Source organism: Streptomyces liliifuscus, from assembly GCF_016598615.1.
Taxonomy (GTDB): Bacteria; Actinomycetota; Actinomycetes; order Streptomycetales; family Streptomycetaceae; genus Streptomyces; species Streptomyces liliifuscus.
Window position 1 is genome coordinate 5,070,455 of the sequence record NZ_CP066831.1, and the last position, 23,958, is coordinate 5,094,412.

The following is a 23,958-nucleotide window of genomic DNA, read 5'->3' on the forward strand; positions in this document are numbered from 1 at the left end:
GTAAATCAACTTGGGGGTTGGTCCATGGGATCCGGCAAGCGGAGCCTGACCACTACGGCCATGGCCCTGGCCTGCGCGGCAACCATCCTGTCCGCGCCGGGAGTGGCCTTCGCGGCCCCGACACCGACCCCCACGCCGACGCCGACACCGGCCCCGAGTTCAACGCCCGCGAGCACCAAGGACCTTGAAGCGGTCCGCAAGAAGCTGGACACGCTCTACCACGACGCGGCGGTCGCCACGGACGCGTACAACCTCGCGGAGGAGCGTGCCGAGGAGCAGTCCACGCAGATCGTCGGGCTGGCCCGCTCGATCGTCGAGGGGCAGGCGCGGCTGGACCACCTCAAGGACCGCGCGGGCGCCGCGGCCCGCGCCCAGTACCGCAGCGGCGGACTGCCGGACGAGGCCCGGCTGATGCTCAGCGACGACCCGGCGCAGTTCCTGGACGGCGCGGGCCGGATCCGCGAGGGCGCACAGGCGACCAAGGGCCTGCTCGCCGAAATGAAGCGCACCCAGGAGGACTTGGAGCAGTACGCGCGTGACGCGGCGGCCCAGTGGAAGAAGCTGGAGTCCAACCGCGAGGCGAAGGAGAAGGCCAAGAAGAAGGTCAAGCAGCAGATCGCCGCCGCCGAGAAGCTCGAGTCGCAGCTGGAGAAGGAAGAGAAGAAGCGCCTGGCGAAGCTGGAGCAGCAGGCCGCGTACAAGGCGCAGTCGGCCTGGCTGGGCTCCGGAGTCCTCGACGAGATCAGCGGCAAGGCGTCGGCCCAGGGCAAGAAGGCCGTGGAGTACGCGACGAAGCAGATCGGCAAGCCGTACGAATGGGGCGCCGAGGGGCCCAACACGTTCGACTGCTCGGGCCTGACCTCACAGGCGTGGGCGGCAGCCGGGCAGGGCATCCCGCGCACGTCCCAGGAGCAGTGGAAGCAGCTCGACCACATCGCCGTCGAGGCCATGCGCCCCGGCGACCTCATCATCTACAACTCCGACGCCAGCCATGTCGCCCTCTACATAGGCGACGGCGCGATCATCCACGCCCCCCGCCCGGGGCGCACGGTGACGATCGCGGGGGCGGGATCGATGCCGATACTCGGGGTCGTACGCCCCGAGCAGTGACACCGCCTGTCCGCCGGTGGGGCCGGCTGTCCGCAGGTGAAGCCGGCCGTTCGCCGGTGACACCGCCGGTCCGCCGGTAATGGCATCGCTCCACTGGTTCGCCGGTAACGGCATCGGTCCACTGGTTCGCCGGTGACGCCGTCAGCCCGCCAGTGGCTCCGCCGGTCCGCCCGGACCGGTCGTCCGGACGGGGACGCTCACCCGTCCACCGGGGTCGTACGTCCCGACAAGTGACGCTTGGTCGCTTTGGTGACGTCGGGGGCGTGACCTGTCGCACGTGATGCGCGGCACGTTCCGGGCTGCCCGGCAACCCCCGGGGCGTGATGTACGTCATCCCGGACAAGAGCGCATCCTGCCCAATTGCGGTACGGGATGCGGCATATGACGGTGGCTGTTTTGGACGTGCCCGGGCCTCCGCCATTCCTTTGTGGCGGCGGCTGACGCTATGGTCCCCGTCGGTGGACCGAGACCCCTCGGTCCACCATGCCCTCGGGGGGAGGGAAGGAACCCAGACGATGCCCGTACCCGTACCGCGGCAGAGAGCGATCCCCGCCGTGGAAGGTGGTCAGGCTCGCGCCGCGTCCTCAACCGGCGGACCGGCTCAGGCCGTGCCCGCACCCGGCGCCCTGCCCAGCCAGGCGCCGCCTTCGACGAGCCGCGAAACAGGCGGCGACAACTGCGACGACCCCGGCCACGGGAGCGACGCCCACCACGGCGGCTTCCACCACGACGGCGTCCACAACGGCAGTGCCCCCACCGGCACGGCCCCGCTGACGCTGCTCGTGATCGAGGACGACCCGGCCGGCTCGCTGAACGTGCCCACGCTCCTGGACTCGGCCGGCAAGCCGATACGTATCCGTACCGCCCGCAACCTCACCGAGGCCGAGCGGCTGCTGACCGACGACGTCCAGTGCATCCTGCTCGACCTCGCGCTGACGACCGGCGGCCGGACGGCCGCCGACACCGAGGCGGAGGACGAGCTGGCCACGCTCAAGCACGTGCTGCGGCTCGCGCCGCGGCATGCCGTCCTCGCGCTCACCGCGTCCGAGGACGCCGAGCACGGCGCCGAGGCGGTGCGCGTCGGCGCCCAGGACTACCTCTTCCGCGACGAGCTGGACAGCCGGCTGCTGAGCCGCGCGATCCGGTACGCGGTGGAGCGGAAGCGTTCCGACACGGCCGAGCGGCGGCTCACCGAGTCCAAGCTGCGCGCGCAGGAGAACGCGCGGCTCGAGCGCGGCCTGCTGCCCACGCCCCTCCTCGAGGGCTCCTCGCTGCGGTTCGCCGCGCGCTACCGGCCCGGCCGCTCGCGCGCGCTGCTCGGCGGCGACTTCTACGACACGGTCCGCACCCCCGACGGCACCGTGCACGCCATGATCGGCGACGTCTGTGGTCACGGCCCCGACGAGGCGGCGCTCGGTGTGGAGCTGCGGATCGCCTGGCGCGCGCTGACGCTGGCGGGCCTGTGCGGCGACGAGCTGCTGTCCACGCTCCAGCAGGTCCTGGAGCACGAGCGCGACAACGACGAGATCTTCGCGACGCTCTGCACGGTGGACATCGCGCCGGACGGCCGTCGCGCGGGTCTGTGCCTGGCCGGTCACCCGGCCCCGCTGATCTCGCGCCCGGCCCGCACGCGAGCCGTCGTCGGCGGCGCGGACGGCGCCGGGGACCCGGCGCCTCCCGTAGCCGAGCTGCTGCCGTACGAGAACGGCGGCCCGGCACTGGGTCTGCTGCCGAACGCCCGCTGGCCGCGCCAGCAGGTGGAGCTGGGCGGCGAGTGGAGTCTGATGCTGTACACGGACGGCCTGATCGAGGGCCGGACCGGTGAGGGCCGGGAGCGGCTCGGTCAGGACGGGATGGTGGACATGGTCCGCCGCCAGTTGGCGCAGGGGCTGCGGGGCGAGGAGCTGCTGCGGGCCGCGGTGAACGAGGTCCGGGCCCTCAACGGCGGGGAGCTCACGGACGACGTGGCTGTGCTGCTGCTTGACCGGGTGGCTTAACGGGCCGCTCCGCGGGGTCCCGCTGCTCGCTGGCTGCGCGGGCCGTCTGTCGGCCGTCCGCGGCTGGGCACGTATGTGCCTGCGGGCCGTCCGTGGCTGGTCGCGCAGTTCCCCGCGCCCCTGAAGGGGCGCGCCGACGTGCGGGCGGCTTGAAGGGAAGGTGTGGGGGCTCAGCGGCCGCCGTTGTACGGGCCGTACGGGCCGTCGCTGCTGCTTCCGCCTCGGCGGCCGCCCCCACCGCCGGAAACCTGCTTGAGCGCGGGCCGGACGTCGACGAAGAAGACGATCGTGGCGATGAGGCCGGCGATCTGCAGGAAGACCATCGGGACCAGCAGATTCACGGCCACCGTGACGCCCAGGATGATCAGCCAGAACATCTTGCTCTGCTTGTTCGCGGCGCGGTACGCGTCGTCGCGCGCCAGGCCTGCCATCACCAGCGCCACCACCGCGAGCACCAGCATGCCGAGGAAGATCAGCGACATGAAGCCGCCGAACGCGGTCAACAGCACTTGGCCCACCTACCCGATTCGAGTCCTCGTCCCTACGCGGTCACCGTACCCGCAGAACGGGTCGGGGACTCCGATAGTGCCCGGAGTCCCCGACCCGTTTCACAACACCCTGCCGCCGTCGACCCGGCGGCTGCGCCGCGCCTACTTGGCGGGCGGCGTCGTCTTCTTCGCGGTGGTCTTGCGGGCGGCCGGGGCCTTCTTGGCCACGGGCTTCTTCGCCGGGGCGGCCTCGGCCTTGGCCTCGGCGGGCTTCTCGGCCTTGACCTCGACCGGCTCCGGCTTCGGCTCGACGGCCACGGCCAGCTCCTCGATCTCCTCGGCCGCCTCGCCGCGCCAGGTCTTCACGGTCTGCTCGCCGCGCTCGGCGACCTTCTCGTACGTCTCGCGCGCCTTCACGGCGTACTCGGCGGCCACGCCGACGCTGCGGAGGGCGAAGTCCTGAGCCGTCTCACCGATCTTCTTCAGGTCGGTGTCCAGGGTCCCGATGAACTCGTTCACCTTGGTCTGAAGGGTCTCCTGCGCCTCCTTGGCGCGGGCGGTTGCCTTCTCCTGGACCTCGTTCGGGTCGATGCCGCGTACGGCGTCGATACGGGCCGGGGCCTCGGCACGCAGCTGCTCGACGATGCCGGGCACCTTCTTGGCCTGCTGAATGGCCAGGTCGGCGGTGCCGGCGGCGAAGTAGAGCGGGGTCGGGTCGCTGAAGGTCTTGCGCAGGTCGTCGGTGATGGCCATGGCGATGGTCCTCCCGGAATCGCTAGTGCTTGAAGCGTGAGGGTTTTTTGGTGCGGTACTCCGCCGCCGGCCGGGCCGTTCCATGCCGTGCCCGGCCGTGCCGTACCGGCAACGCCGTGCTTGTCATGACGTGCCCGGTCAGCTCGCGGAGGACTGCTGGTCGTGAGGGTCGTTCTTGTCGTGCTGGTCCTGCGGATCGTGCTGGTCGTGCGGGTCCTTCGGTGCGGCATCGCTGCCGTCGGCCGTGCGGGCCCTGTCAACGACGGTGTCCGGGCCATCCGTCACGTCCGTTACGCCGGTCGTGCCGGTCGCGTCCGGTGCGTCTGCCGCACCGGGGACGCCCAGAGCCTCCTCGACCGCCTTGATCTCGATCTCGAACCCGTTCTCCTTGCGGAAGGACTCGTAGATCTGGAGCAGCACCTGCTTCTGCCGCTCGTTGAGCGTCGGGTCGGCGAGGATGACGGCACGCGTCTCCACCTCGTCCCGGTCGCGCTCGGCGTCGAGGATCCCGGCACGGACGTACAGCGTCTCGGCGGAGATCCGCAGGGCCTTGGCGACCTGCTGCAACACCTCCGCGCTCGGCTTGCGCAGCCCGCGCTCGATCTGGCTCAGATACGGATTGGACACCCCGGCGGCCTCGGCGAGCTGCCGCAGGGACAGCTGCGCGTTGCGCCGCTGTTCACGCAGATACTCACCAAGATTGCCGACGTTGAGCGATGCCATGTCCCTACCCTGCACCACCCCCGCTAACTATTGCAAGCACCTGCTTGCAAAAGTGCGCCACGCCACTTGCGACTGATCACTGAGCACTGAGGCTGGTCACTCGTTGCCCGTTCCCAGCGGAAGTGACCGAGTCGACGCCGCCGGAGCCCGCAGGGGTACCCGATTGTGCGGAGGGCGACTCCTTCGGAGCCCGGTCGGCGTTGATCGGGTCGGCGTGCTCGCGTAGGAGGCCGATCAGGGCGTCGCGCCTGCCGTCCGCCGGCTGGAGACGGTTGATGAACACCACCGTGGCCGTGTTCTCTCCTGGAGAGAATCTTCAGAGGGCCTCGGCGCCCAAGGCGATGTCGAAGCCGGCGCCGTTGCGTGCCAGGCCCACCAGGAGGATGCCGGCCCATTCCAGGGCGTGGGCCATCTCGAGCCCTCCTGCGTCGAGGGGCCGCATGTCCAAGCTCTCCAGAAAAGCCGCGACACGTGCCTTCGCCTCGGCGCTGTCGCCTGCGAAGAACACGTCCAGGGGCCTGTCTTCGGCAAGGACGCCGCGGAGTATCGAATTGAATGCCTTCACGACGTGTGCGCCCTCGGGGGCAGCGGCGGCGATCTGCTCGGACACCGAGTTGCCCGGGGCAGTCACGAGTCCACTTACGTCGGCGTTGAACGGGTTGGTGATGTCGACGAGGATCTTGCCGGCCAGCGCATCGCCGTAGTGCGCGACCACTTCAACCGCGCTGGCGTACAGGACGGCCACGATGACGATGTCACCCGCCGGCCTTGCGCCGAACGTGCCGACGGTGGCTCCGTTGCCGATCCGGTCGGCGAGCGCCTGAGCCTTGGCGGTGTCGCGGCTCATGAGCTCGATCGTGTGGCCGTGCTTCGCCGCCCGGGTGCCGATGGCGGTGGCCATGTTGCCCGAGCCGATGATGCTGATGATGGTCATGACGCGTGTTCCCTTGTTGTGTTGCGCATGGATCAGTTGGCCGTGGGGGGGCTTGCTGGCGTCCTGGCCCAGCGCCGAGCAGAGCTGCTGGGAGACGCTGTCGAGCGCGCCGGCCCTACCCGCGTCGCCGCGCCCAGCCGGATGCGCGGTATCAACCTGGGCCGACTCGGGTACCCGCCGGCGCGGTGCGGCGCCGCGCCGGACCGCCAGGCCGGCGCCCGGCCTGCGCGGCGCGGCGCTGACGCCCTCCAGCGACGCGCTCAGATCACTGTGGTGCCGCCGTCGGCGACCAGTTCCATGCCATTGACGTAGCTCGAGTCGTCCGAGGCGAGGAACAGCGCGACCGACGCGATCTCTTCGGGGCGGCCCATCTCCCTCCGCGGGATCACGGATTCGAACTGCGCCTTCATCTGCTCGTCCATCACCTCTTCCAGAATCGGCGTGGCGACCTGGCCGGGGGTCAGCACGTTCACCCGGATCCGCCTGTCCCTCAACTCGGACACCCACACCCGTGCGTAGGCGGGCAGTACGGCCTTGCTCGCCGCGTACACGCTCCAGTCGGGGTAGCCCCGGAGCGACGCGTTCGACCCGGTCATGAAGATCGAGCCTCCGTCGTTGAACAGGGGCAGCGCCTTCTGGACCGTGAACAGCGTGCCGCGCGCGTTCAGCGAGAAGGCGGCATCGAACTGCTCCTCGGTGACCTCGCCGAGCCTGCCCTGCTCGCCCGTCCCGGCACTGGCCCACAACACGTCGACCGAGCCCTTTTCCCGCTTGACCGTCTCGAACAGACGGTCCAGATCAGCGAGGTCGGCCGAATCGCCCTGCACGCCGGTCACGTTCCGGCCGATCAGCTTGACGGCCTCGTCCAGCGCGTCCTTCCGCCGGCCCGAAATGAAGACGTGAGCTCCTTCATCGACGAACAACTTCGCACCGGCCAGCGCCATCCCACTTGTCGCGCCTGTGATCACCGCAACCTTGCCATCGAGCTTTCCCACGACCACTCCATTCATATGCCGCGCCGACGTTATGTACACCGGTCTGCGTACTTAACGTAGCGAGCAGCCGCATGGGGCGCAAGCTATGTACACCGAGCCGTACCGAAGCGGGCTACACTGAGGGGGTGACAGAGTTGGAGAAGGGGCCGCGAGGCGTGCGCCGCGGCAGGGGCGCACGAGAGCGCATCGTCAGCGCGTCGCAACAGCTGTTCCGCGATCAAGGCATCAACTGCACCGGCATGGACCAGCTCTGCGCGGTGGCCGAGGTGTCCAAGCGCACGCTCTACCAGCACTTCACCGGCAAGGACGAGCTGATCGCCGAATGCCTACGCCGTTTCGACCCCGACATCCTGCCCGAGGTGTTCGACCGCACCGACCTCACACCTCGCGAGCGACTCCTCGCCACGTTCGACGTGCACGCGCCCCTGTGCCCGTTCATCGCGGCGGCCGTCGAGATCCCCGACCCGGACCACCCGGCACGCGTGTACGCCCGCGACTACAAAAAGGCCTTCGCCACCCGGCTCACGGATGCCGCCCGCGAGGCCGGCGCCACCAACCCCGAACAGCTCGGCGAGCAACTGGCGCTGCTCCTGGACGGCGCCTCGGCCCGCAGCCGAGTCCTCAACACCGAAGCGTTCAGCACCGCCGCCGCGATCGCAGCCGTCCTCGTCGACAGCGCCATCCCCACGGCAGCGGCACAGGCACAGGCACAGGCCGGCGCAAGCGCTGTCTAACAGCACGGCCAGGATGACGAAGGCGCCGGCCGGGGTGGCGCCCCACGTTTCCGAGATCAGCGGTCCCAGCGGTCCCATCCCAAGTGAAGGACCCCGGATCAGGACCACAGCGGCAGATCGCTTCCGCTGAGAACGGACACCTGGTTGCCCGACCCGTCGACCAGAGTGCCCAAGGCCGAAAGCCAAAAAAGTGCCGGCCGACACGTCCATCGGGCGTGTCGGCCGGCATGGTCGCCGGGGCGGGGTACGGCCCCCGCGGGCGGTCAGCGGGTGGTGAGGAGTTCGAGTGTGTCGATCACTCGGTTGGAGAAGCCCCACTCGTTGTCGTACCAGGCGACGACCTTGATGTGGCGGCCCTCGACGCGGGTGAGGGCCGAGTCGAAGATCGACGAGGCGGGGTTGCCCACGATGTCCGACGACACCAGCGGGTCCTCCGAGTACTCAAGGACGCCGGCGAGCGGTCCCTCCGCCGCCGTGCGGTAGGCCGCCAGGACGTCGTCGCGGGTCACGTCACGGGCGACCGTCGTGTTGAGCTCGACGATCGAGCCCACCGGCACCGGTACGCGGATCGAGTCGCCCGACAGCTTGCCGTCGAGATTCGGCAGGACCAGGCCGATCGCCTTGGCGGCGCCGGTCGTGGTCGGCACGATGTTGACGCCGGCGGCCCGGGCGCGACGGGCGTCGCGGTGCGGACCGTCCTGGAGGTTCTGCTCCTGGGTGTAGGCGTGCACCGTCGTCATGAACCCGTGCTCGATGCCGGCGAGGTCGTCGAGCACCTTGGCCAGCGGGGCGAGCGCGTTGGTCGTGCAGGAGGCGTTCGAGACGATCGTGTGCACGGCCGGGTCGTACGCGTCGGTGTTGACCCCGAACGCGAGCGTGACGTCGGCGCCGTCCGACGGCGCGCTGACGAGCACCTTGCGCGCGCCCGCGTCGAGGTGGGCCTGGGCGGCCTTGGCCGAGGTGAACCGGCCGGTGGCCTCCAGGACGATGTCGACGCCGAGTTCGGCCCACGGCAGCTGCGCCGGTTCGCGCTCGGCCAGCACCTTGATCCGACGGCCGTCGACGACGAGGACGTCCCCGTCCACGGTCACCGGGCGCCCGAGCCGGCCGGCCGTACTGTCGAAGGCGAGCAGCCTGGCGAGAGTGGCGGGCTCGGTGAGGTCGTTGACGGCGACGACCTCCAGGGCGCTGTCGCGCTCCAGCAGTGCGCGCAGCACATTGCGTCCGATGCGGCCGAATCCGTTGATGGCGATGCGAGTCATGAGTGAGGTCCCTTCCCTTCGCCACCAGGCTCGCGCGCGGCCGACGCCGCTGACAGTGGCGGGATCGCCATGGTTCAAAAGGATCCCGCCAGACCGGAATGCCGTACGCGGGCCGGACTACTCGCCCCGCGTGAACGTGCGCCGGTACTCGCTCGGTGTCGTCCCGAGGATCCGCTGGAAGTGCAGGCGCAGGTTCGCGCCGGTGCCGAGCCCGATGTCGGCGGCGATCTGTTCGACGCCGCGCTGCGAGCGCTCCAGCAGTTCGCGGGCCAGGTCGATCCGGGCACGCATCACCCACTGCATCGGCGTGTAGCCGGTCTCGTCGACGAACCGCCGGGAGAACGTACGCGGCGAGACCCCCGCCTGCCGCGCCAGTACGTCGAGGGTGAGGGGCTCGTCGAGCCGGTGCAGCGCCCACTCGCGGGTGGCGGCGAACCGCTCGCCGAGCGGCTCGGGGACGCTGCGCGGCACGTACTGGGCCTGGCCGCCGCTGCGGTAGGGGGCCGCGACCAGCCGCCGGGCCGCGTGGTTGGACGCGGCCACCCCGAGGTCGCCACGCAGGATGTGCAGGCACAGGTCGATGCCGGAGGCGGCGCCGGCCGAGGTGAGCACGCTGCCCTCGTCGACGAACAGGACGTTCTCGTCGACCCGGACGAGCGGATGCCTCGCCGCGAGCGCCCGCGTGTAGTGCCAGTGCGTCGTGGCGCGCCTGCCGTCGAGCAGGCCCGTGGCGGCGAGCGCGAAGGCGCCCGTCGAGATGGCGGCGAGCCGCGCGCCCCGCTCGTGGGCGGCGATCAGCGCCTCGACGACGGCCCGCGGCGGATCGTCGCGGTCCGGGTGCCGGTAACCGGGTACGAAGACGATGTCGGCCCAGGCCAGCGCGTCGAGGCCGTGGGCGACGGAGTACGCGAGACCGTCGCCGCCGGTCACGAGGCCGGGCGTCGCCCCGCACACCCGCACCTCGTACGGCATGCTCGCGCGGGTCGTGAACACCTGCGCCGGAATTCCGACATCGAGCGGCTTCGCACCCTCCAGCACAAGGACGGCGACGCGATGCAGGCGGGGTGCGGGCACAGGAAGAGGTTACGCGGGGAGGCGGGGCGTGCCCTCGCTACGCCCCACCCGGCACCCGGCACCCGGCACCCCGCATCCCCCACCACCCCGCACCCCCCATCCCGCGCGGACAGGGCGGGCGCTCGCCGCGACCGGAGCGGATTCAGACCGGGTCAGGCCGGGTCAGGAACCGGCGGGGCGGTGAAGTCCACATCGGCCGCGGGCAGGACACGGATGCCGCGCGCCGGGAAACCGATGTGCCGGTAGATGGCGTTGTGGTGCATGACGGCCCGGTCGGAGGCGACGAACCCGTCCACGTCAGGGCGGGCAGAGGTGGTGTGCCCGTCGGCGACGAGCACGAGGTCGTACCCACGGCTGAGTGCCTGCCGCGCGGTCGTGTCCACGCAGAACTCGGTGGCGAACCCGGTCACGACCACCTCGGTGACGCCGAGTTCCGTGAGCAACGGGCCGAGGTCGCTGTCGAGAAAGGCGTCGGCGGAGCCCTTCCTGACCGTCTTCTCGCCCTCTCCGGGGGCCAGTTCGAGCACGATCTGCCATCCGTCCGTGCCGGGCTCCAGCCCCGGGCCGTCGTGCTGGACCGTGATGACGGGCACGTCGGCCGCACGGGCACGTTCCCGGAGCAGGGCGATCGTGGTGACGGTCTCCTTCGGCCGGTGGGAGATGGCCACGGCGGCGTTCTGCATGTCGAGGACGAGGAGCGCGGGTACATGGGACATGAGGGCACCGTATTGGGGTGCGGACGGATGGGGAGGCGGTTTTCGCCGGAGGGCCGACACCCCCGACCCTGTTCCGGCCGAGGTCGCCGAAGCCGTACCGGAATTCCGTAGTGCCGTTCCCGCGGCACGCCGCACAGCGCTAGCGTCGGATCCCATGATCGTATGGCTCAACGGCACCCATGGCGCGGGCAAGACGACGACCAGTGCACTGGTGCAGCAACTGATCCCGGACTCACGGGTGTTCGACGCCGAGAAGGTCGGCGAGACACTCATGGACATCACGCCGGGGCTGCCCGGGCCCGGGACGGACAACTTCCAGCACTGGCCACCGTGGCGGCCGCTCGTGGTCGAGACCGCCCGCCGCGTACTCGACTACACCGGCGGCACCCTGGTGATGCCGATGACCGTGCTGGTCGAGGAGTACTGGCGCGAGATCAGCACGGGCCTCGCCCAACATGCCATTCCCGTACGGCACTTCGTCCTCCACGCCGACCAGGACACCCTCCGCGGGCGCATCGCCGGCGACACTGTTCTCGGCCCCGACTCCCCGTTCCGTCTCAAGTATCTGGAGCCCTACGCCGAGGCGGCCCGCACGTGGTTGCACGACGAGGCCGAGGTCGTCGACACCACGCACCTCACGCCCGCCGAGGCCGCCCTGCGGATCGCGGAGGCCGTCAAGAGCTGAGGTCCGCCCACCCCGTTCCCGCCCCGACCCCGCAGGTCGTCGGGTACCCGAGCGCCGGCTTCGACTCGGGCTCGGTGACCTCGCTGGCGATTTCAGGACAACGGTCGCGGCGCCGATCGCCGCGGTCCCGGCGGGGAGGCCCGAGCAACTGTGCGGAAGTCCCGCCGCCTCGCCCTGGCGGAAAAGCACGGGGCGCACCTTCAACCTGGGGAACCATGAGGCATGCGCCCAGATGACTGGCACCTCACCGAAGACGTCGACGAATTTCTCGCCCGGGCCGGAGACTTCCTGCGCTCGCGGCCCGGCCCACATGTCATGCAGCTGACGTGGGCGGAGAGAGTGCGAAAGCGCGGGGCGGCCTCGTTCGGCGCCGAAGCCCCCGTCTTCGGCGTACTGGAGCAGGCGGGCGAGGTCAGCGCCACCTTCTACCGGCTCCCGCCCCGCGCGCTGGGCCTCTCCCCGCTCACGCCCGGGCAGGCCGACTCCCTCGCCGCCCGCCTGGCCGCCCTCGGGCACTCCCCTTCCCGCGTCAACGCGGACCACGGCACCGCCACCACCTTCGCCGAGGCCTGGCAGCGGCACACAGGCGCGACGCCGAAACTCCACGACACACAGGTCCGTCTGTACGGCCTCGGCACGCTCACCCCACCGGATCCGCTACCGGCCGGCCGGAGTCGTGTCCTGGGCGAGCAGGACCTCGAGGAGGCCATCTTCTGGTGCGGCGAGTTCGCCAAGGCGGTCGGGGAAGACGTCTCCATCAACGCCGACACCTGGGCCGAAACCCGCTACGCCGACAAGCGCTACACGCTCTGGGAGACCCCGGACGGCACCCCCGTCTCCATCGCGGGCATGAACCCGTTGATCGGCGGCCAGATCCAGGTGGACATCGTCTACACCCCGGCCCACCTGCGCGGTCACGGCTACGCGGCTGCCGTGTCGGCGGAGGTGAGCCGGGCCGCGCTGGCCGCGGGCGCCAAGGACGTCGTCCTGTTCGCGGACGTGTCCAACCCCACCAGCAACGCCCTCTACCAGCGCCTCGGCTATCGCAAGCTCAGCGACTGGGCCGCGTACGACTTCTCGGGTGCCGGTCAGTAACGGAGAAGCCAAACCCGCCGCCGGTCACTAGCGTGATGGGCATGGATCTCAAGCTTGCACAGTGTTTCATCGCCGTCGACGACCACGACAAGGCACTCGCCTTCTACCGCGATGTGCTCGGTCTCGAAGTGCGCAACGACGTCGGATTCGAGGGGATGCGCTGGGTGACCGTCGGCTCGCCCTCGCAGCCGGACGTGGAGATCGTCCTGGAACCGCCGCTCGCGGACCCGAACGCCACGCCCGCCGACCGGCAGGCCGTCGCCGAGCTCATGGCCAAGGGCCTGCTGCGCGGTGTCATCTTCCGGACCGACGACTGCGACGCCCTGTTCGAGCGGATCCGCGCCGCAGGCGGCGACGTACTGCAGGAACCGATGGACCAGCCGTACGGAGTACGCGACTGCGCCTTCCGCGACCCGGCGGGCAACCTCCTGCGGTTCCTCCAGCCGCGCGGCAAGTAGTACGGCGAGGAGTACGGCACGCGGCAGGGCGCGGCGAGTGGCTCGGCGATCACAGGGGAAGCGGTCGCCGAGCCGCTCGGCGCAAACCGGTCACCGGTCTCAGGTCCCAGTCACCAGTCACCAGTCACCAGTCACCAGATGATGACCCCGCCACGGAGACCCAACGCCCGTCGGGCCGCGTTCACGATGTTGTCCAGGCGGCGGCTCACGTCGTCGGCGTGCTCGGCGTGGGACTTGCGCGACGCCGCCCCCGTTCCCGCCTCCGCCTCCGTCGCAGCCTGCGCCATCATGTGATCGGCGATCCGCGACAGATGGGTGCGGAGCAGGTCGCACTCGGCGAGGAAGTCGGACATCTCGTCCGGTGCCACCGTCAGGTCCTCGGTGGCCAGCCGCGGGAAGAACCGCGCGCCGAGCGAACGAACCGGCTCCGACCCCCACACCTCCGTACGCCACCGCTCCCAGCCGGCCACGTCGGAGGACTCGGGCGGAACGTCCAGCACCTCGATGCCGCCCTCCGCTCTGGGCACGTACACATCGACCGACAGACTCATGGCAGGGAGTCGACCACGGACGGGCCCCGCCGGTCCACCACACCCGAGCCACGCGCCCGCCGCTCCACGGACCGGCGAGGCGTCAACGGCCCCTGGAGTCGGCCGCCTTGTTATTCGGACGATCCCTGAACAAGGCCTGAAAACACGCATTGCCTTGCCGCACCCATTCCATTAACCTTTCCTCCGTGACTGCCGGGTCGGCCTTGGGCCAACAGCGAGTAGGGTTCCCGGCCTCCGAGTGAGGCCCGGGCGGGCCAGAGGGCCGCCCTTTCTGATTCAAGCGCGCCGAGCGCTCGTACGGAGTTTCCTGTACGAGTGCCATGCCGCGCCGCACGCGTCATGCCACGCCACGCCATGCCACGCGAGATCACAACCTCCGCGTGCCGTTCCGCATACCGCGCACGGCGTACCGCGTGCCACCACGTATCCGCACGTCTCCCCACCGGTGCCGCCGCAGGCGCATGCCCGGCCGACGTTCGCCCTGTCGACGTTCGCTGTGTGCGCATTCGCCCTGTCGGCATTCGCCCCGCCGGGAATTCGCGCGCCTTCATCTCGTCATCACCGCACTGCTACCGCGGGCGTACCCGAATTCGCCCCGTGGCGATTCCCCATGCCCCGATCCAGTAATCACCCTCCAAAATTACCCACCAGTAATCACCAAGAGGAAGAAGAGAATGCCCATCGATTTCAACCAGCAGGTCATCGAAGAGTTCCGTGCCAACGCGGGCCAGGTCGGCGGCTATTTCGAGGGAGCCCGGCTGATCCTCCTGACCACCACGGGAGCGCGCTCGGGCAAGCGGCACACGGCCCCGGTCGCCTACTACCCCGACGGCGGCGCCAGTGTGCTGGTCATCGCCTCGGCCGCCGGAGCCCCGACACACCCGGACTGGTTCCACAACCTCCTCGCACACCCCCAAGTCACCGTGGAGACCGGGGTGTTCACGTACGAGGCGACGGCGGAGCCGCTGGCCGGCGCCGAACGGGACAAGGCCTTCGCCCGTCTGGTCGAGGCCGAACCGGGCTGGGCGGACTACCAGGCGAAGACCACGCGGGTGATCCCGGTCGTCGCCCTCCAAGAGATCCCCGTCGACGGCCCGCCGAACGTGAACGCCACCTCGATGGGCCAGGGACTCAAGGTCATCCATGACGCGTTCCGCCGTGAACTCGCCCTGATACGAAAGGAGTTCACCACCGCCGGGCCCACCCTCGGCGCCCAGCTCCGCGTCAACTGTCTGACACTCTGCGCGGGCCTGCACAACCACCACACCGGCGAGGAACTCGGCATCTTCCCGTTCCTCGGCGGCCGCAGCCCCGAACTCGCCCCGGTCCTGGAACGCCTGCGCGAGGAACACGAGCGCATCGCCGCCCTGACCGCGGAGTTGAAACGGATCATCGGCGACGACTCCGCGGACCCCCAGCACGCCCGCCGGGAGGTCGAACGCCTCACCGCCGAGTTGGAGACCCATCTGGCCTACGAGGAGGAGCACTTGATCCCCGCCCTCGACGCACCCCTGACCGAGCCGACCCCCTAGTCCGGCCTGCCGCTCGCGGCGCCTGCCCAGCGCCGCGAGGGTCACGGTGACGGTAGCGGCCGCGGGCCGGTGGAGCGGCGGCGGGCCGCCGGTCGGTCGGTGTCGTACGTCCGGACGCCGGCCGGGGATGTCCTCATACAGGCGTCGGGGGCCGGACCCGGCGGCCGGGAGCCGGAACCTGGGATCCGCTGGGCACCGCCCGACGGATCCTGGTGGTCCTGTCCTGGACAGTCCCCAGAGCCCCTCGACTCCTCGGCCCCTTGGCTCCTCGGCTCCTCGGCTCCTTGGCTCCTTGGCTCCTCGGCCCCTCGGCCCCTCGGCCCCTCGGCCCCTCGGCCCCTCGGCCCCTCGGCTCCTCACTCGAACGGCAACGGCCGCGCGTGCACCACGTCCAGTCGTGACACGGCCCGGGTGAGCACGACGTACAGCCGATGCAGGCCCCGGGTCTCCCCCTCCGCGATCGCCGCAGGCTCCACGGCGACGACATGGTCGTACTCCAGGCCCTTCGCGAGCCCGGCCCCCAACACCGTGACGCGCGCGCCCAGTTGGTCGACCTCGGCCGCCTCGATGCCGGCGCCGCCGAGCGCCTCCCGTACCCGTACGACGTCCGAGTCGGCGGTGATGACGCCTACCGACCCCTCGTACGAGAGGGCGCGTCGCACGGCCTCGACGGTCTCGCCGAGCACGTCGTCCGTGCAGCGGATCCTCAACTCGCCGTCCTTGCGCAGGGATTGACCGGCGGGAACTCCCACGTCCAGCTTCGCCAGTACCCGGTTCGCCAGCTCGACCACCGCCTGCGGCACACGGAAGCCGGTGGTCAGCGGCACGACCACCGCCTCCGGTCTGCCCAGGTGGCCGAGGAGTTCGCCCCACTCCCGCGCGGCCCACGGTGTGGTCCCCTGTGCGAGGTCGCCGAGTACGGTGAGCGACCCGTAGGCCGCCCGCCGGCCGATCGCCCGGCACTCCATCGGGGAGAGGTCCTGTGCCTCGTCGATCACCAAGTGGCCGTAGCCTTCCGGGTGTTCGACGAGACCGGCGACCTCGTCGAGGAGGACGAGGTCGGCCGCCGACCACCGGGCGGACTTCCACGACCGGGGCGGCCGCGCCCACAGCAGTGCCTTCTGTTCGTCCGCGTCGAGCACCCCGTCCGCCGCCGCGCCCAACACATCTGGATCGGCGAGGAGTTCGGCGACGACCTCCTCCGGCCGCGCCTTGGGCCACACGGCGTCGACGTACGCACCGACGGGCCGGGCCCGCGAGATCTTCTGGACCCAGGCGCTGGACTGGGGCCCGGCACGCCGTTCGGCCCGCTCCCGCACGTACCGCACGATCCGCGTCCGGACCCGCTCACGCCCGACGGCGTACGGCAGTTCCTCGGCCCGTACGCCCGCCACGATCCGCGCGAGTGTCTCGCCGGGCACCCGCCACCGGTACGAACCGTCGGGCACCGCAAGGCCGTTGACCCCCTCGGCCCCTTCCGGGTTCACCCTGGCGTAGAGGGCCCGCCGCAGCACCTCCGCCATCCGGGCGTCGTGCTTCACGACCGCGGTGGCCTCGTCGTCCTCGCCCGTGACCGGGTGCCGGCCGATCTCCTCCCCGACCGTGGACTGCCGTACGCCGGTCTCGCCGAGCGCGGGCAGCACCTCCGAGATGTAGGAGAGGAAGGTGCGGTTCGGCCCCAGGATCAGCAGCCCACCGCGCTGGACGCGCTGCGGGAACGTGTAGAGCAGATACGCGGCCCGGTGCAGCCCGACAGCCGTCTTCCCGGTGCCGGGCGCGCCCTGCACACAGACGGAGACGGTGAGGTCCGCCCGTACGAGCTCGTCCTGGTCGGGCTGGATGGTGGCGGCGATGTCGCGCATCGGGCCGACGCGGGGCCGCTCGATCTCGCTCGCGAGGATGCGGCTGGCGGCGGGGGTGCCGGTGCGGTGCCCGTCCGGCGCCCCACTGCGGTGCCCGTCCGGGAGCCGCTCGTCCTCCAGGAACTCCCCCTCCAGGTAGTCCCGCTCCAGGTGCTCGACCTCCAGCCGCTCGTCCTCCAGACCGGTGAGGTCGGTCGAGTCGCCGCGGCTCCCCGGTGCCCAGCCGAACCGCCGCCGCACGCGCACACCCTGTGGATCGCGGGCGCTCGCCTGGTAGAAGGCGCGCGAGACGGGAGCCCGCCAGTCCACGACGAGGGGCGGGGCGGAGGGGTGCTCGGTGATCCTCCGGCGCCCGACGTGATAGCTCTGCCCGGCGTGGTCACCGGCGCCGCCGCGCTCTCCCCCGAAGTCCAACCGCCCGAAGAACAACGGCCCTTCGGGCAGTTCCCGCATCTCCTTTGCCCGACTGCGCAGCCGGTACCCGAGCACTTCGGCGTCGGCACCGGACGCGGACACGTCCTCTCCGGTGACGACGTGTTCCTGGGCACCGTCGACCATCGCGGCGAGAGCGGCACGGCAGGTGTCGTGGTAGGCGCGTTCCTGAGTGAGGGAGGTGATGAGTACGGGGTCGGGTGACGTCATTCGAGCAAGAGTAACGGAATAACGTAACCGAGTTAAACTTTTTACTTGGTTATGGAACGGGCGCGGCTCAGCGACCGAGCGTCACACGCAGCGGGGCAGGCCGGCCTCAAGCCTCGCGAACGCGCGCTGCGCCGCGACGACGGCATCGCGCCGCACGTCCGCGACCGGCTCGCCCTCCGCGATCCGCCGCCAGTTCTCCTGCGCGAGGATCCGCTGCACGGCGACGATCTGCCCGGCGGCGAGCCTGGCCTCAAGGCCACCGCCGAGCGCCTCGGTGAGGGCGTCCTCGGAGCGCTCCAGATACTCGTACAGCCGCGCGACCAGCGAAGGGGTCCCGTAGAGCAGCCGGTGGAAGGCGAGGATGTGCGGGTCACCGTTGACCCCGGTGATGGGGTCGCTCCGCTCGATCCCGGCCAGGAAGTGCCGGCGCAGCGCGTCGACGGCGGACTCCCCCGACGCCCGCGCGGCGACCACCCGCGCGGCCTCGGCCTCGTGATCGGCGAACCGGTGCAGAACCAGGTCCTCCTTCGACGAGAAATACCGAAAGAGGGTCGGCTTCGAGATCTGCGCGGCGGCGGCCACCTCGGCGACGGAGACCCGCTCGAACCCCTTCTGCAGGAAGAGCGTGATGGCAACGTCCGAGACGTCCTGGTACATGCGCAGCTTCTTACGCTCACGCAGCCCCATGGCACCCGCGGCTCCTGCCACACCCGCCGCCCCTGACACACCCACCACACCCGCCTTACGCGGCGCGCCCACGGCACTCGCACCACTCACCGCCCGCGTGACCCCGGTCGCACCCGGAGCACCCCTCGCACCCGTCTCGCCCATGCCCCGAGCCTACGCACTTTCCGGACTCCCGCCCTCCCCTTGAACGCCACTACCTCAGCCCCGTGGCTGGTTCCGACCCCTCTTGCCGGCTCCTCTTGACCTCAACCGAACTTGAGGTCGAAGACTCGGTGCTCCACCCCCTCCCCTCTGGAGATCCCCGTGCGAGCAGCCCAGGTGACACGGTTCGGCGACCCGTCGGTCCTGATCACGACCGACCTCCCGGACCCGGCCCCCGCCCCCGGCGAAGTACTGATCGACGTCGCCTACGCGGACACGATCTTCGTGGAGACGCAGATACGGGCCGGCGGGGGCGGCGACTACTTCCCGGTGACCCCTCCGTACGTACCCGGGGGCGGCGTCTCGGGAGTCGTGAGCGCCCTCGGCCCGGACGTCCCCGATGAATGGCTGGGCCGCCGGGTCACTGCGTTCGTGACGGGCGCGTACGCGGAACGGGCCGTCGCGGCCCCCTCCGCCCTGACGGTCGTACCGGACTCGCTGGATCTCCTCGACGCGGCGGCCCTGATCCACGACGGAGTGACATCGACGGGCCTTCTGGAACTCACCGAGGTGACCGAGACGGACCGGGTCCTGATCCTGGGCGCCTCGGGCGGCATGGGCACACTCCTGGTCCAGCTGGCCCATGCGCGGGGTGCCCGGGTGGCGGGCGTGGCCCGAGGAGAGGCGAAGCTCGCCCTGGTACGGGACCTGGGCGCGGACGCGGTGGTCGACGCGACGTCCCCCGACTGGCCGGCCCTGGCCCGCCACGCCCTCGGCGGCTCCGACGGCGCGGCGGACGTGGTCCTGGACGGCGTCGGCGGCCAACTCGGCGCGACGGCCTTCCCCTTGACGGCAGACGGCGGCCGCTTCTCGGCCCACGGCGCCCCGACCGGCGGCTTCACCACCGTGGACACAACCGAGGCAGAACGGCACGACATCACCCTGTTCGGCATCGCAGACGTCCAGTTCAGCCCACCCGACGTCAGCCGCCTGACCACCTACACCCTCGGGGAAGCGGCGGCGGGACGGTTGCGGCCGGTCATCGGGGAGGTGTTCTCGCTGGAGGAGGCGGGGGCGGCACATCGGGCTGTCGAGGGGCGGGGGCTGGTGGGGAAGGTGGTGCTGAAGGCGTGAGGGAGGCCGAGAGCCCCGCTCAGGCCGACGCTTCTCACCGCCAGTGCGGGACTGCCGCCAGACTCCACAGGTCGTCGAGGTGCTTGTTCCACGTGTCCACGACGGCCTTGGAGTCGTCATTGCCGTCACGGACCCACACATTGAGGTCCGTGCGATACCCCTTGGGATCGTAGAACTCGGGGTCCGAGCTGCGCTGCACTGTCCGGGCGACCACGTCGTAGAGCCCGTGCAGCACCTGCTCCCGGTTGAAGATGCAGATCTTGTCCCGCGGTATGCCGGGGTAGAAGCGGTACTCGCACTCCGCGGTCACCCGTCCCACAATCGTGAGCCGCTCGGCGAGCACCGACAACGTCTGGTCGTACTCCTGGCATTTCAGTTCCAGGCGCCTGCGGAAATCCGGGTCATCCATTGGCGCGCCGTCCGGCCCCACGCGTGAAGGGACGGTCATCTGCTGCCCGAAGTCCGGAATCAGCACCCGCACGGAGACGTGTCTGGTCGGCCCTGGATCGTCGAGGAGACCCTCCAGACGGTGATAGAGCTCGTTGTAGAGCGTCTCCCCGGTGTAGCCGAGAAACCGGATCTCCACCTCGCGGGCACGGAACGCTTCGCTCACGAAACTGCCCAGGTCCCGTGACTGGACCCGACCCTGCGGCGGCAACCGAAGCGACGCGGCCAGTTCCCTCACCGAGTCGTACAGGACGTAGCCGACCAGGCTGAGCAGGGCGCCGCCGAGGGCCGCCTTGCCTTCCAGCGCGTCACCGACCGGCTTGACGAACTGTGCGGTCAGCCCGACGACAAAGATCCCGAGAAGCAGGGCCCGCGTGACAAGGGGCTCGAACCGCGCCTGATACCGCCTCAGACGTTCACCACCGCTTACCGCGGGACCGCCTCGCGCGCCGGACATGGCCAGCCCCTCTCCCCCGAGGCCAGACAGTTCGACGCACCGCCTCACCTACCGGCGGACAACCCGACCTGTCTGGTGGAGCCATGGTCCCCATCCGGCAGCGCGCGGGCAAGGTAGGGGTTCGACAGTTCCCGAAGAGGCAGCCCGAGCGAGCCCTTCGCGGCTCTGAGGGTCATCCCGTACGTGTCCACCGCACGGCTGACGTTGGGAGCGTCAAGGCTTGCGCCCGTGACCATGCGGTCGAGGTCCACGTAGGCGGAGCGGATGTTCTCCATCCACCGATACAGGTGCCAGTCCCGCTCCCAGTCCTTGGTGTGGGTGACGGGTAGAGCCTTGCTCCAGCGCTGGAACATGCGGACACGGATCTCGGGACGCGTCGGTGTGAGGTGCATGTGCCGGACCAGGTCGTAGAGCGGGTCGCCGACCATCGCCATCTCCCAGTCGATGATGGTGAGCGCCAACTTGTCGTTCCGGCGAACAAGGTTCCAGGGGTTCAGGTCCCCGTGCAGCAAGGCTGCCTGACGTGGCGTCATGTGGTGTCGGGCCAGAATCTCCTGCAGGCGGCCTGCGTTGGGCAGCCCAAGAACTCTTGCCAGTTGTTGTGTCTCCTTGGGCAGCTCATCCACCAGGCGGACGAGCAACTCCCTCAACCAGTCGAAAAAGCCGACGGCATCGGCGGTCGGGTCCAACGGTCCGTAGTCCACGTAGGCCAGGGCCCAGAGCTGGTCGACGAGCCCGTCAGCCTCGTGCGGCAGCAAGCCGTGCACGGGATGGCTGGGAGCCTGGCCGCTGTCATGCGGCCCGACGTACGTGTGAATCGCGAAGGGATCCTGCGCATGGCTGGTACCCAAAGCCAGCACTCGCGGTGCGGCGACGGCCGCTCCGGACTCCTCGATGGCCCGTAGCACGGCGTGCTCGCTGAGAAAGGTGGGCTCGCGACGGCTGACAGCGGCGACCTTGCGCCGCACCATGACGGGGATTTCGACGCCCGGCACACGCACCACTGTGTTGAGGTGCGCAGTGCCCTTGAACACGTGGGCGGCCGGCGCGGCGCCCTCCGCCCTCAACGCGTCCAGTACAGCGGTGTGCGGGAAGTCCGAGGCCTCCAGGAGCCGCCCGTCGGGTTGCCAGTTGATGGTGGTGACGGCTTGGCGGTCCTGGCACCATTCGTTTCGGGACAGCTGCCACCGGTGCAGGACACGCTCGATCTCGGCCTCGTCCGGCACGGTGACGAGGCCCAGCGGTTCGGCCGCGGCCTCCAGTGCACGCCGCACCGCCTGTGTCGCCATCTCCAGGTACTTCTGGTCGAGCGAGACCTTCAGGGACTTCGCCGCTCGCATCACATCCGGATACAGGGACTGTGCCCGTTCGAAAGCGACATAGTGACCGAGATCCTGGCCAAGGCCCGCGACAGCCGTCGGCCTGACCCCTTGCATGGCGTTCGCCCAAGATTCAACGACGTCGTCCCACTGATCCTTCGGGTACTGCATGCGGACCAGGTGGGTGGCCAGATCGTGCAAAGGGTCGCCGTAGGTCGCAAGCTCCCAGTCGACGCAGATCAGAGGCGGCTCGCCACGGTAGGTCACGATGACGTTGTCGCGGTGCAGATCCGTATGGAGCAGGCTGTATGGGCGCCGGGCCATCGCGGGCACTCGGTCCGCCAGCCGGATCAGGGCGTCCTCGGGAACGCCGAGAGCGGCAAACAGTCCACCGAACTCGTGCCAATTGGGCTGACGGATCTGCCGATCGGCGAGACGCGCCAGCGTACGCAGGAACCCTTGGCTGTCCTTGTCGCTGCGCGGCCAGCCGTCCGGGAGCGGTGGTAACGCCTCCCGCCGCACCCGTGACATCTGGGCCAGCAGACCGGTCATCGCCTCGACCAGCATGGAGTCCACCCGTTTGCCGTTCGGGCAGGCCATGGAGAGCGGAAGGCCCTCCACATAGCTGTGCACGGCTGTTTCACCACGTCGACGCAGACAACGCGGCACATGCGGCAACGTGCCCTCGATGGCGTCAAGGATGTCTGCTTCGCGCCAAGTCCTGATCACCACGGGCAGAGCTTCCGGTCGGGGCATCCGTACGGTCACGGAAGTACCCGGATCGCAGTTCACATGGCGCGCCATGGCCTCGGTCAGCGGCAACACATAGTTCCGGTTGTGATGGCCACCGCTCATCAAGCCGCTCTGCATCGCCACCCGTACGAAGGTGTCATACGCGTCGTTGGCGATACGTTGCTCCCTGGGCACAGGCCCGGGCGCCGGAGATGCGCCCACTGGCCACTCCTGGGGGTGAAGGTGAGCAAACCTTAGCCGGGTCCTAGATCACTCACGACCGGAGACCGAAAGTGGCTGGTCTCAATGTGGTAACTGAGGTGTACGGGACATCCGAGGTGGGCATTAGGCATGCCTTTCCTCACTGCGCGAGCATGTCCCAGATCGAGTCGAACCAGGACTGCATGCTGCCGACGAAGACGGTTCCCGGGGAGTTCGGGTCGTCATCCCTCTCGTAGTGCGTCAGAGTCGCCCCGAGTCCCAGCACGTCCAACGCCACGACCTCCGCCCCGTCATCCAGCTCGATGTTCCGCTCGATCACCTCGTACGGACCGTGCAGCGCCTCACTGCCGTTGAGCAGGTAGAGCTTGAAGGTCGGCACCAATGGAACGTGACGAATCCCGATGTCGACCGCGGGCACCAGATCGTCGGTCCGCAAGTCCCGCAGCGCTCCCCTCAGCGAGGCGGAGTGCCGCCTGGTGATCTCGTGCAGGCGATTCTGCAGGCGCAGGTCAGTCGGGTCGTCCTTGGTCCTCGGGTAAGGCAGCCTCAGCTCCTCGGACGGCAGCAACATGCGCACGGCGATTCGATCGGGAGAGATATCGCGGTCCCGTATCCGCTCCGCCTGCATGCGGATGTGGGCGTCCAGAGACTCCGACGTCAGCGTGTAGACGTCCAAGGTCACCTCGGGAGCCTCGAACGCTTCGTTGATGAACGACCGCAACGTCACCGCCTGCGCGGGGCGCACGGTCCTCGTCGCCGAGGAGTGGATTCGCTGCGCCTTGATCACCCTGGATCCGCTGCCCTGGCGGGTCTCGATCCAGCTCTCGTTGCCCAGCGCTCTCAGGACTCGCTGCACGGTGTCCCTGGAGACCCCGAACTCCTGGGCCAGAACACGCTGGGGCGGCAGAAGCGTTCCCAGGGGGTAGACGCCATTGGCCATACGGGCCCGCAGTTCGTCCGAGACTCTCTCGAACTCCCTGCCGCCACCGTCTACAACTCCCTCTCCACTCACAGCTGGACCGTACCTCTTCCGGACGGCAGGCAAACCAATTTCAGTCAAGTGACCAGACCAACAGGCCTGCCAGTTAAGGGATCTAGAGATGCGGGGAAACCAACCTCAAGCCAACCAGTCCAATTGGTAGGCAAGTTGGCCGCTTCACTGAATGCGGCCAGAGGGGTGGGGTCCATGTTCCTTCAAATCCTGCTGA

The 23,958-nt window shown here is 69.8% G+C and carries 22 protein-coding genes; 8 read left to right on the plus strand and 14 right to left on the minus strand.

What is annotated here, in order from left to right:
• Positions 1 to 24 precede the first annotated feature (24 nt).
• Together JEQ17_RS21440 and JEQ17_RS21445 are read left to right on the plus strand one after the other, a co-directional pair.
• Positions 25 to 1,110, plus strand: a complete 1,086-nt coding sequence (locus JEQ17_RS21440; protein ID WP_200396735.1) for a C40 family peptidase — start codon at positions 25 to 27, stop codon at positions 1,108 to 1,110.
• A gap of 515 nt (positions 1,111 to 1,625) precedes the next feature.
• Positions 1,626 to 3,107, plus strand: coding sequence for a PP2C family protein-serine/threonine phosphatase (locus tag JEQ17_RS21445; RefSeq protein ID WP_200396736.1), 1,482 nt, complete (start codon positions 1,626 to 1,628; stop codon positions 3,105 to 3,107).
• A 170-nt stretch (positions 3,108 to 3,277) separates the two neighbouring features.
• Here the strand turns inward: JEQ17_RS21445 and JEQ17_RS21450 are convergent, their stop codons facing one another.
• The 5 genes from JEQ17_RS21450 to JEQ17_RS21470 all read right to left on the minus strand — a co-directional run bounded on the left by JEQ17_RS21450 (position 3,278) and on the right by JEQ17_RS21470 (position 7,000).
• Positions 3,278 to 3,616, minus strand: a complete 339-nt coding sequence (locus JEQ17_RS21450; RefSeq protein WP_143639534.1) for a DUF2516 family protein — start codon at positions 3,614 to 3,616, stop codon at positions 3,278 to 3,280.
• A 141-nt stretch (positions 3,617 to 3,757) separates the two neighbouring features.
• The gene (locus JEQ17_RS21455) at positions 3,758 to 4,348 is read right to left on the minus strand and encodes a hypothetical protein (protein ID WP_200396737.1); all 591 of its coding nucleotides are present in this window, start codon (positions 4,346 to 4,348) and stop codon (positions 3,758 to 3,760) included.
• Between the two features lie 138 nt (positions 4,349 to 4,486).
• On the minus strand, positions 4,487 to 5,071 hold the full coding sequence (locus JEQ17_RS50105; RefSeq protein ID WP_234048307.1) for a helix-turn-helix domain-containing protein: 585 nt from the start codon (positions 5,069 to 5,071) through the stop codon (positions 4,487 to 4,489).
• 316 nt (positions 5,072 to 5,387) lie between these two features.
• Positions 5,388 to 6,005 (minus strand): NADPH-dependent F420 reductase, encoded by a 618-nt coding sequence (locus JEQ17_RS21465; RefSeq protein WP_200396738.1) that lies wholly within the window; start codon positions 6,003 to 6,005, stop codon positions 5,388 to 5,390.
• 260 nt (positions 6,006 to 6,265) lie between these two features.
• Positions 6,266 to 7,000 (minus strand): SDR family NAD(P)-dependent oxidoreductase, encoded by a 735-nt coding sequence (locus JEQ17_RS21470; protein WP_200396739.1) that lies wholly within the window; start codon positions 6,998 to 7,000, stop codon positions 6,266 to 6,268.
• Between the two features lie 125 nt (positions 7,001 to 7,125).
• Here JEQ17_RS21470 and JEQ17_RS21475 point away from each other — a divergent pair, with 125 nt between their 5' ends.
• Complete coding sequence (locus JEQ17_RS21475) at positions 7,126 to 7,734, plus strand: TetR/AcrR family transcriptional regulator (protein ID WP_200396740.1); 609 nt, start codon at positions 7,126 to 7,128, stop codon at positions 7,732 to 7,734.
• A 263-nt stretch (positions 7,735 to 7,997) separates the two neighbouring features.
• Here JEQ17_RS21475 and gap read toward each other — a convergent pair whose 3' ends face one another.
• The 3 genes from gap to JEQ17_RS21490 all read right to left on the minus strand — a co-directional run bounded on the left by gap (position 7,998) and on the right by JEQ17_RS21490 (position 10,786).
• On the minus strand, positions 7,998 to 8,996 hold the full coding sequence (gene gap, locus JEQ17_RS21480; RefSeq protein ID WP_200396741.1) for a type I glyceraldehyde-3-phosphate dehydrogenase: 999 nt from the start codon (positions 8,994 to 8,996) through the stop codon (positions 7,998 to 8,000).
• Between the two features lie 117 nt (positions 8,997 to 9,113).
• Positions 9,114 to 10,070, minus strand: coding sequence for a GlxA family transcriptional regulator (locus JEQ17_RS21485; RefSeq protein ID WP_200396742.1), 957 nt, complete (start codon positions 10,068 to 10,070; stop codon positions 9,114 to 9,116).
• A gap of 152 nt (positions 10,071 to 10,222) precedes the next feature.
• Positions 10,223 to 10,786 carry an isochorismatase family protein gene (locus tag JEQ17_RS21490; protein ID WP_200396743.1) on the minus strand — a complete coding sequence of 188 codons (564 nt, stop codon included), beginning with the start codon at positions 10,784 to 10,786 and terminating at the stop codon, positions 10,223 to 10,225.
• Positions 10,787 to 10,940: 154 nt separating this feature from the next.
• Here JEQ17_RS21490 and JEQ17_RS21495 point away from each other — a divergent pair, with 154 nt between their 5' ends.
• The 3 genes from JEQ17_RS21495 to JEQ17_RS21505 all read left to right on the plus strand — a co-directional run bounded on the left by JEQ17_RS21495 (position 10,941) and on the right by JEQ17_RS21505 (position 13,024).
• Positions 10,941 to 11,471 (plus strand): ATP-binding protein, encoded by a 531-nt coding sequence (locus JEQ17_RS21495; RefSeq protein WP_200396744.1) that lies wholly within the window; start codon positions 10,941 to 10,943, stop codon positions 11,469 to 11,471.
• Positions 11,472 to 11,693: 222 nt separating this feature from the next.
• The gene (locus JEQ17_RS21500) at positions 11,694 to 12,566 is read left to right on the plus strand and encodes a GNAT family N-acetyltransferase (protein WP_200396745.1); all 873 of its coding nucleotides are present in this window, start codon (positions 11,694 to 11,696) and stop codon (positions 12,564 to 12,566) included.
• A gap of 41 nt (positions 12,567 to 12,607) precedes the next feature.
• Entirely contained in the window at positions 12,608 to 13,024 is a 417-nt protein-coding gene (locus JEQ17_RS21505; RefSeq protein ID WP_055613553.1) for a VOC family protein, read from the plus strand.
• Positions 13,025 to 13,155: 131 nt separating this feature from the next.
• Here JEQ17_RS21505 and JEQ17_RS21510 read toward each other — a convergent pair whose 3' ends face one another.
• Positions 13,156 to 13,575, minus strand: coding sequence for a hypothetical protein (locus tag JEQ17_RS21510; RefSeq protein WP_200396746.1), 420 nt, complete (start codon positions 13,573 to 13,575; stop codon positions 13,156 to 13,158).
• Positions 13,576 to 14,249: 674 nt separating this feature from the next.
• On the opposite strand from JEQ17_RS21510, the gene JEQ17_RS21515 reads away from it, so the two are divergent.
• Complete coding sequence (locus tag JEQ17_RS21515) at positions 14,250 to 15,107, plus strand: nitroreductase/quinone reductase family protein (protein ID WP_200396747.1); 858 nt, start codon at positions 14,250 to 14,252, stop codon at positions 15,105 to 15,107.
• A gap of 356 nt (positions 15,108 to 15,463) precedes the next feature.
• On the opposite strand, the gene JEQ17_RS21520 is transcribed toward JEQ17_RS21515, so the two are convergent.
• Both JEQ17_RS21520 and JEQ17_RS21525 read right to left on the minus strand, forming a co-directional pair.
• The gene (locus JEQ17_RS21520; RefSeq protein ID WP_200396748.1) at positions 15,464 to 17,611 is read right to left on the minus strand and encodes a HelD family protein; all 2,148 of its coding nucleotides are present in this window, start codon (positions 17,609 to 17,611) and stop codon (positions 15,464 to 15,466) included.
• Between the two features lie 81 nt (positions 17,612 to 17,692).
• Positions 17,693 to 18,298 (minus strand): TetR/AcrR family transcriptional regulator, encoded by a 606-nt coding sequence (locus JEQ17_RS21525; protein WP_200396749.1) that lies wholly within the window; start codon positions 18,296 to 18,298, stop codon positions 17,693 to 17,695.
• Positions 18,299 to 18,601: 303 nt separating this feature from the next.
• On the opposite strand from JEQ17_RS21525, the gene JEQ17_RS21530 reads away from it, so the two are divergent.
• Positions 18,602 to 19,573 (plus strand): zinc-binding dehydrogenase, encoded by a 972-nt coding sequence (locus JEQ17_RS21530; protein WP_200396750.1) that lies wholly within the window; start codon positions 18,602 to 18,604, stop codon positions 19,571 to 19,573.
• Positions 19,574 to 19,607: 34 nt separating this feature from the next.
• Here the strand turns inward: JEQ17_RS21530 and JEQ17_RS21535 are convergent, their stop codons facing one another.
• From JEQ17_RS21535 to JEQ17_RS21545, 3 genes are all read right to left on the minus strand, one after another.
• A complete protein-coding gene (locus tag JEQ17_RS21535) occupies positions 19,608 to 20,477 on the minus strand; it encodes a hypothetical protein (protein WP_200396751.1) in 870 nt (289 codons plus the stop codon).
• Positions 20,478 to 20,521: 44 nt separating this feature from the next.
• Positions 20,522 to 22,666 (minus strand): phosphotransferase family protein, encoded by a 2,145-nt coding sequence (locus JEQ17_RS21540; RefSeq protein WP_200401638.1) that lies wholly within the window; start codon positions 22,664 to 22,666, stop codon positions 20,522 to 20,524.
• 223 nt (positions 22,667 to 22,889) lie between these two features.
• On the minus strand, positions 22,890 to 23,762 hold the full coding sequence (locus JEQ17_RS21545) for a winged helix-turn-helix domain-containing protein (RefSeq protein ID WP_200396752.1): 873 nt from the start codon (positions 23,760 to 23,762) through the stop codon (positions 22,890 to 22,892).
• Positions 23,763 to 23,958 lie beyond the last annotated feature (196 nt).

Coding starts and splice junctions, on each gene's coding strand:
- JEQ17_RS21535 (WP_200396751.1), bottom strand. CDS start 20,477: ATGTCCGGCGCGCGAGGCGGTCCCGCGGTAAGCGGTGGTGAACGTCTG.
- JEQ17_RS21490 (WP_200396743.1), bottom strand. CDS start 10,786: ATGTCCCATGTACCCGCGCTCCTCGTCCTCGACATGCAGAACGCCGCC.
- JEQ17_RS21445 (WP_200396736.1), top strand. CDS start 1,626: ATGCCCGTACCCGTACCGCGGCAGAGAGCGATCCCCGCCGTGGAAGGT.
- JEQ17_RS21505 (WP_055613553.1), top strand. CDS start 12,608: ATGGATCTCAAGCTTGCACAGTGTTTCATCGCCGTCGACGACCACGAC.
- JEQ17_RS21520 (WP_200396748.1), bottom strand. CDS start 17,611: ATGACGTCACCCGACCCCGTACTCATCACCTCCCTCACTCAGGAACGC.
- JEQ17_RS21500 (WP_200396745.1), top strand. CDS start 11,694: ATGCGCCCAGATGACTGGCACCTCACCGAAGACGTCGACGAATTTCTC.
- JEQ17_RS21525 (WP_200396749.1), bottom strand. CDS start 18,298: ATGGGGCTGCGTGAGCGTAAGAAGCTGCGCATGTACCAGGACGTCTCG.
- gap (WP_200396741.1), bottom strand. CDS start 8,996: ATGACTCGCATCGCCATCAACGGATTCGGCCGCATCGGACGCAATGTG.
- JEQ17_RS21440 (WP_200396735.1), top strand. CDS start 25: ATGGGATCCGGCAAGCGGAGCCTGACCACTACGGCCATGGCCCTGGCC.
- JEQ17_RS21540 (WP_200401638.1), bottom strand. CDS start 22,666: ATGCAGAGCGGCTTGATGAGCGGTGGCCATCACAACCGGAACTATGTG.
- JEQ17_RS21455 (WP_200396737.1), bottom strand. CDS start 4,348: ATGGCCATCACCGACGACCTGCGCAAGACCTTCAGCGACCCGACCCCG.
- JEQ17_RS50105 (WP_234048307.1), bottom strand. CDS start 5,071: ATGGCATCGCTCAACGTCGGCAATCTTGGTGAGTATCTGCGTGAACAG.
- JEQ17_RS21515 (WP_200396747.1), top strand. CDS start 14,250: ATGCCCATCGATTTCAACCAGCAGGTCATCGAAGAGTTCCGTGCCAAC.
- JEQ17_RS21465 (WP_200396738.1), bottom strand. CDS start 6,005: ATGACCATCATCAGCATCATCGGCTCGGGCAACATGGCCACCGCCATC.
- JEQ17_RS21495 (WP_200396744.1), top strand. CDS start 10,941: ATGATCGTATGGCTCAACGGCACCCATGGCGCGGGCAAGACGACGACC.
- JEQ17_RS21510 (WP_200396746.1), bottom strand. CDS start 13,575: ATGAGTCTGTCGGTCGATGTGTACGTGCCCAGAGCGGAGGGCGGCATC.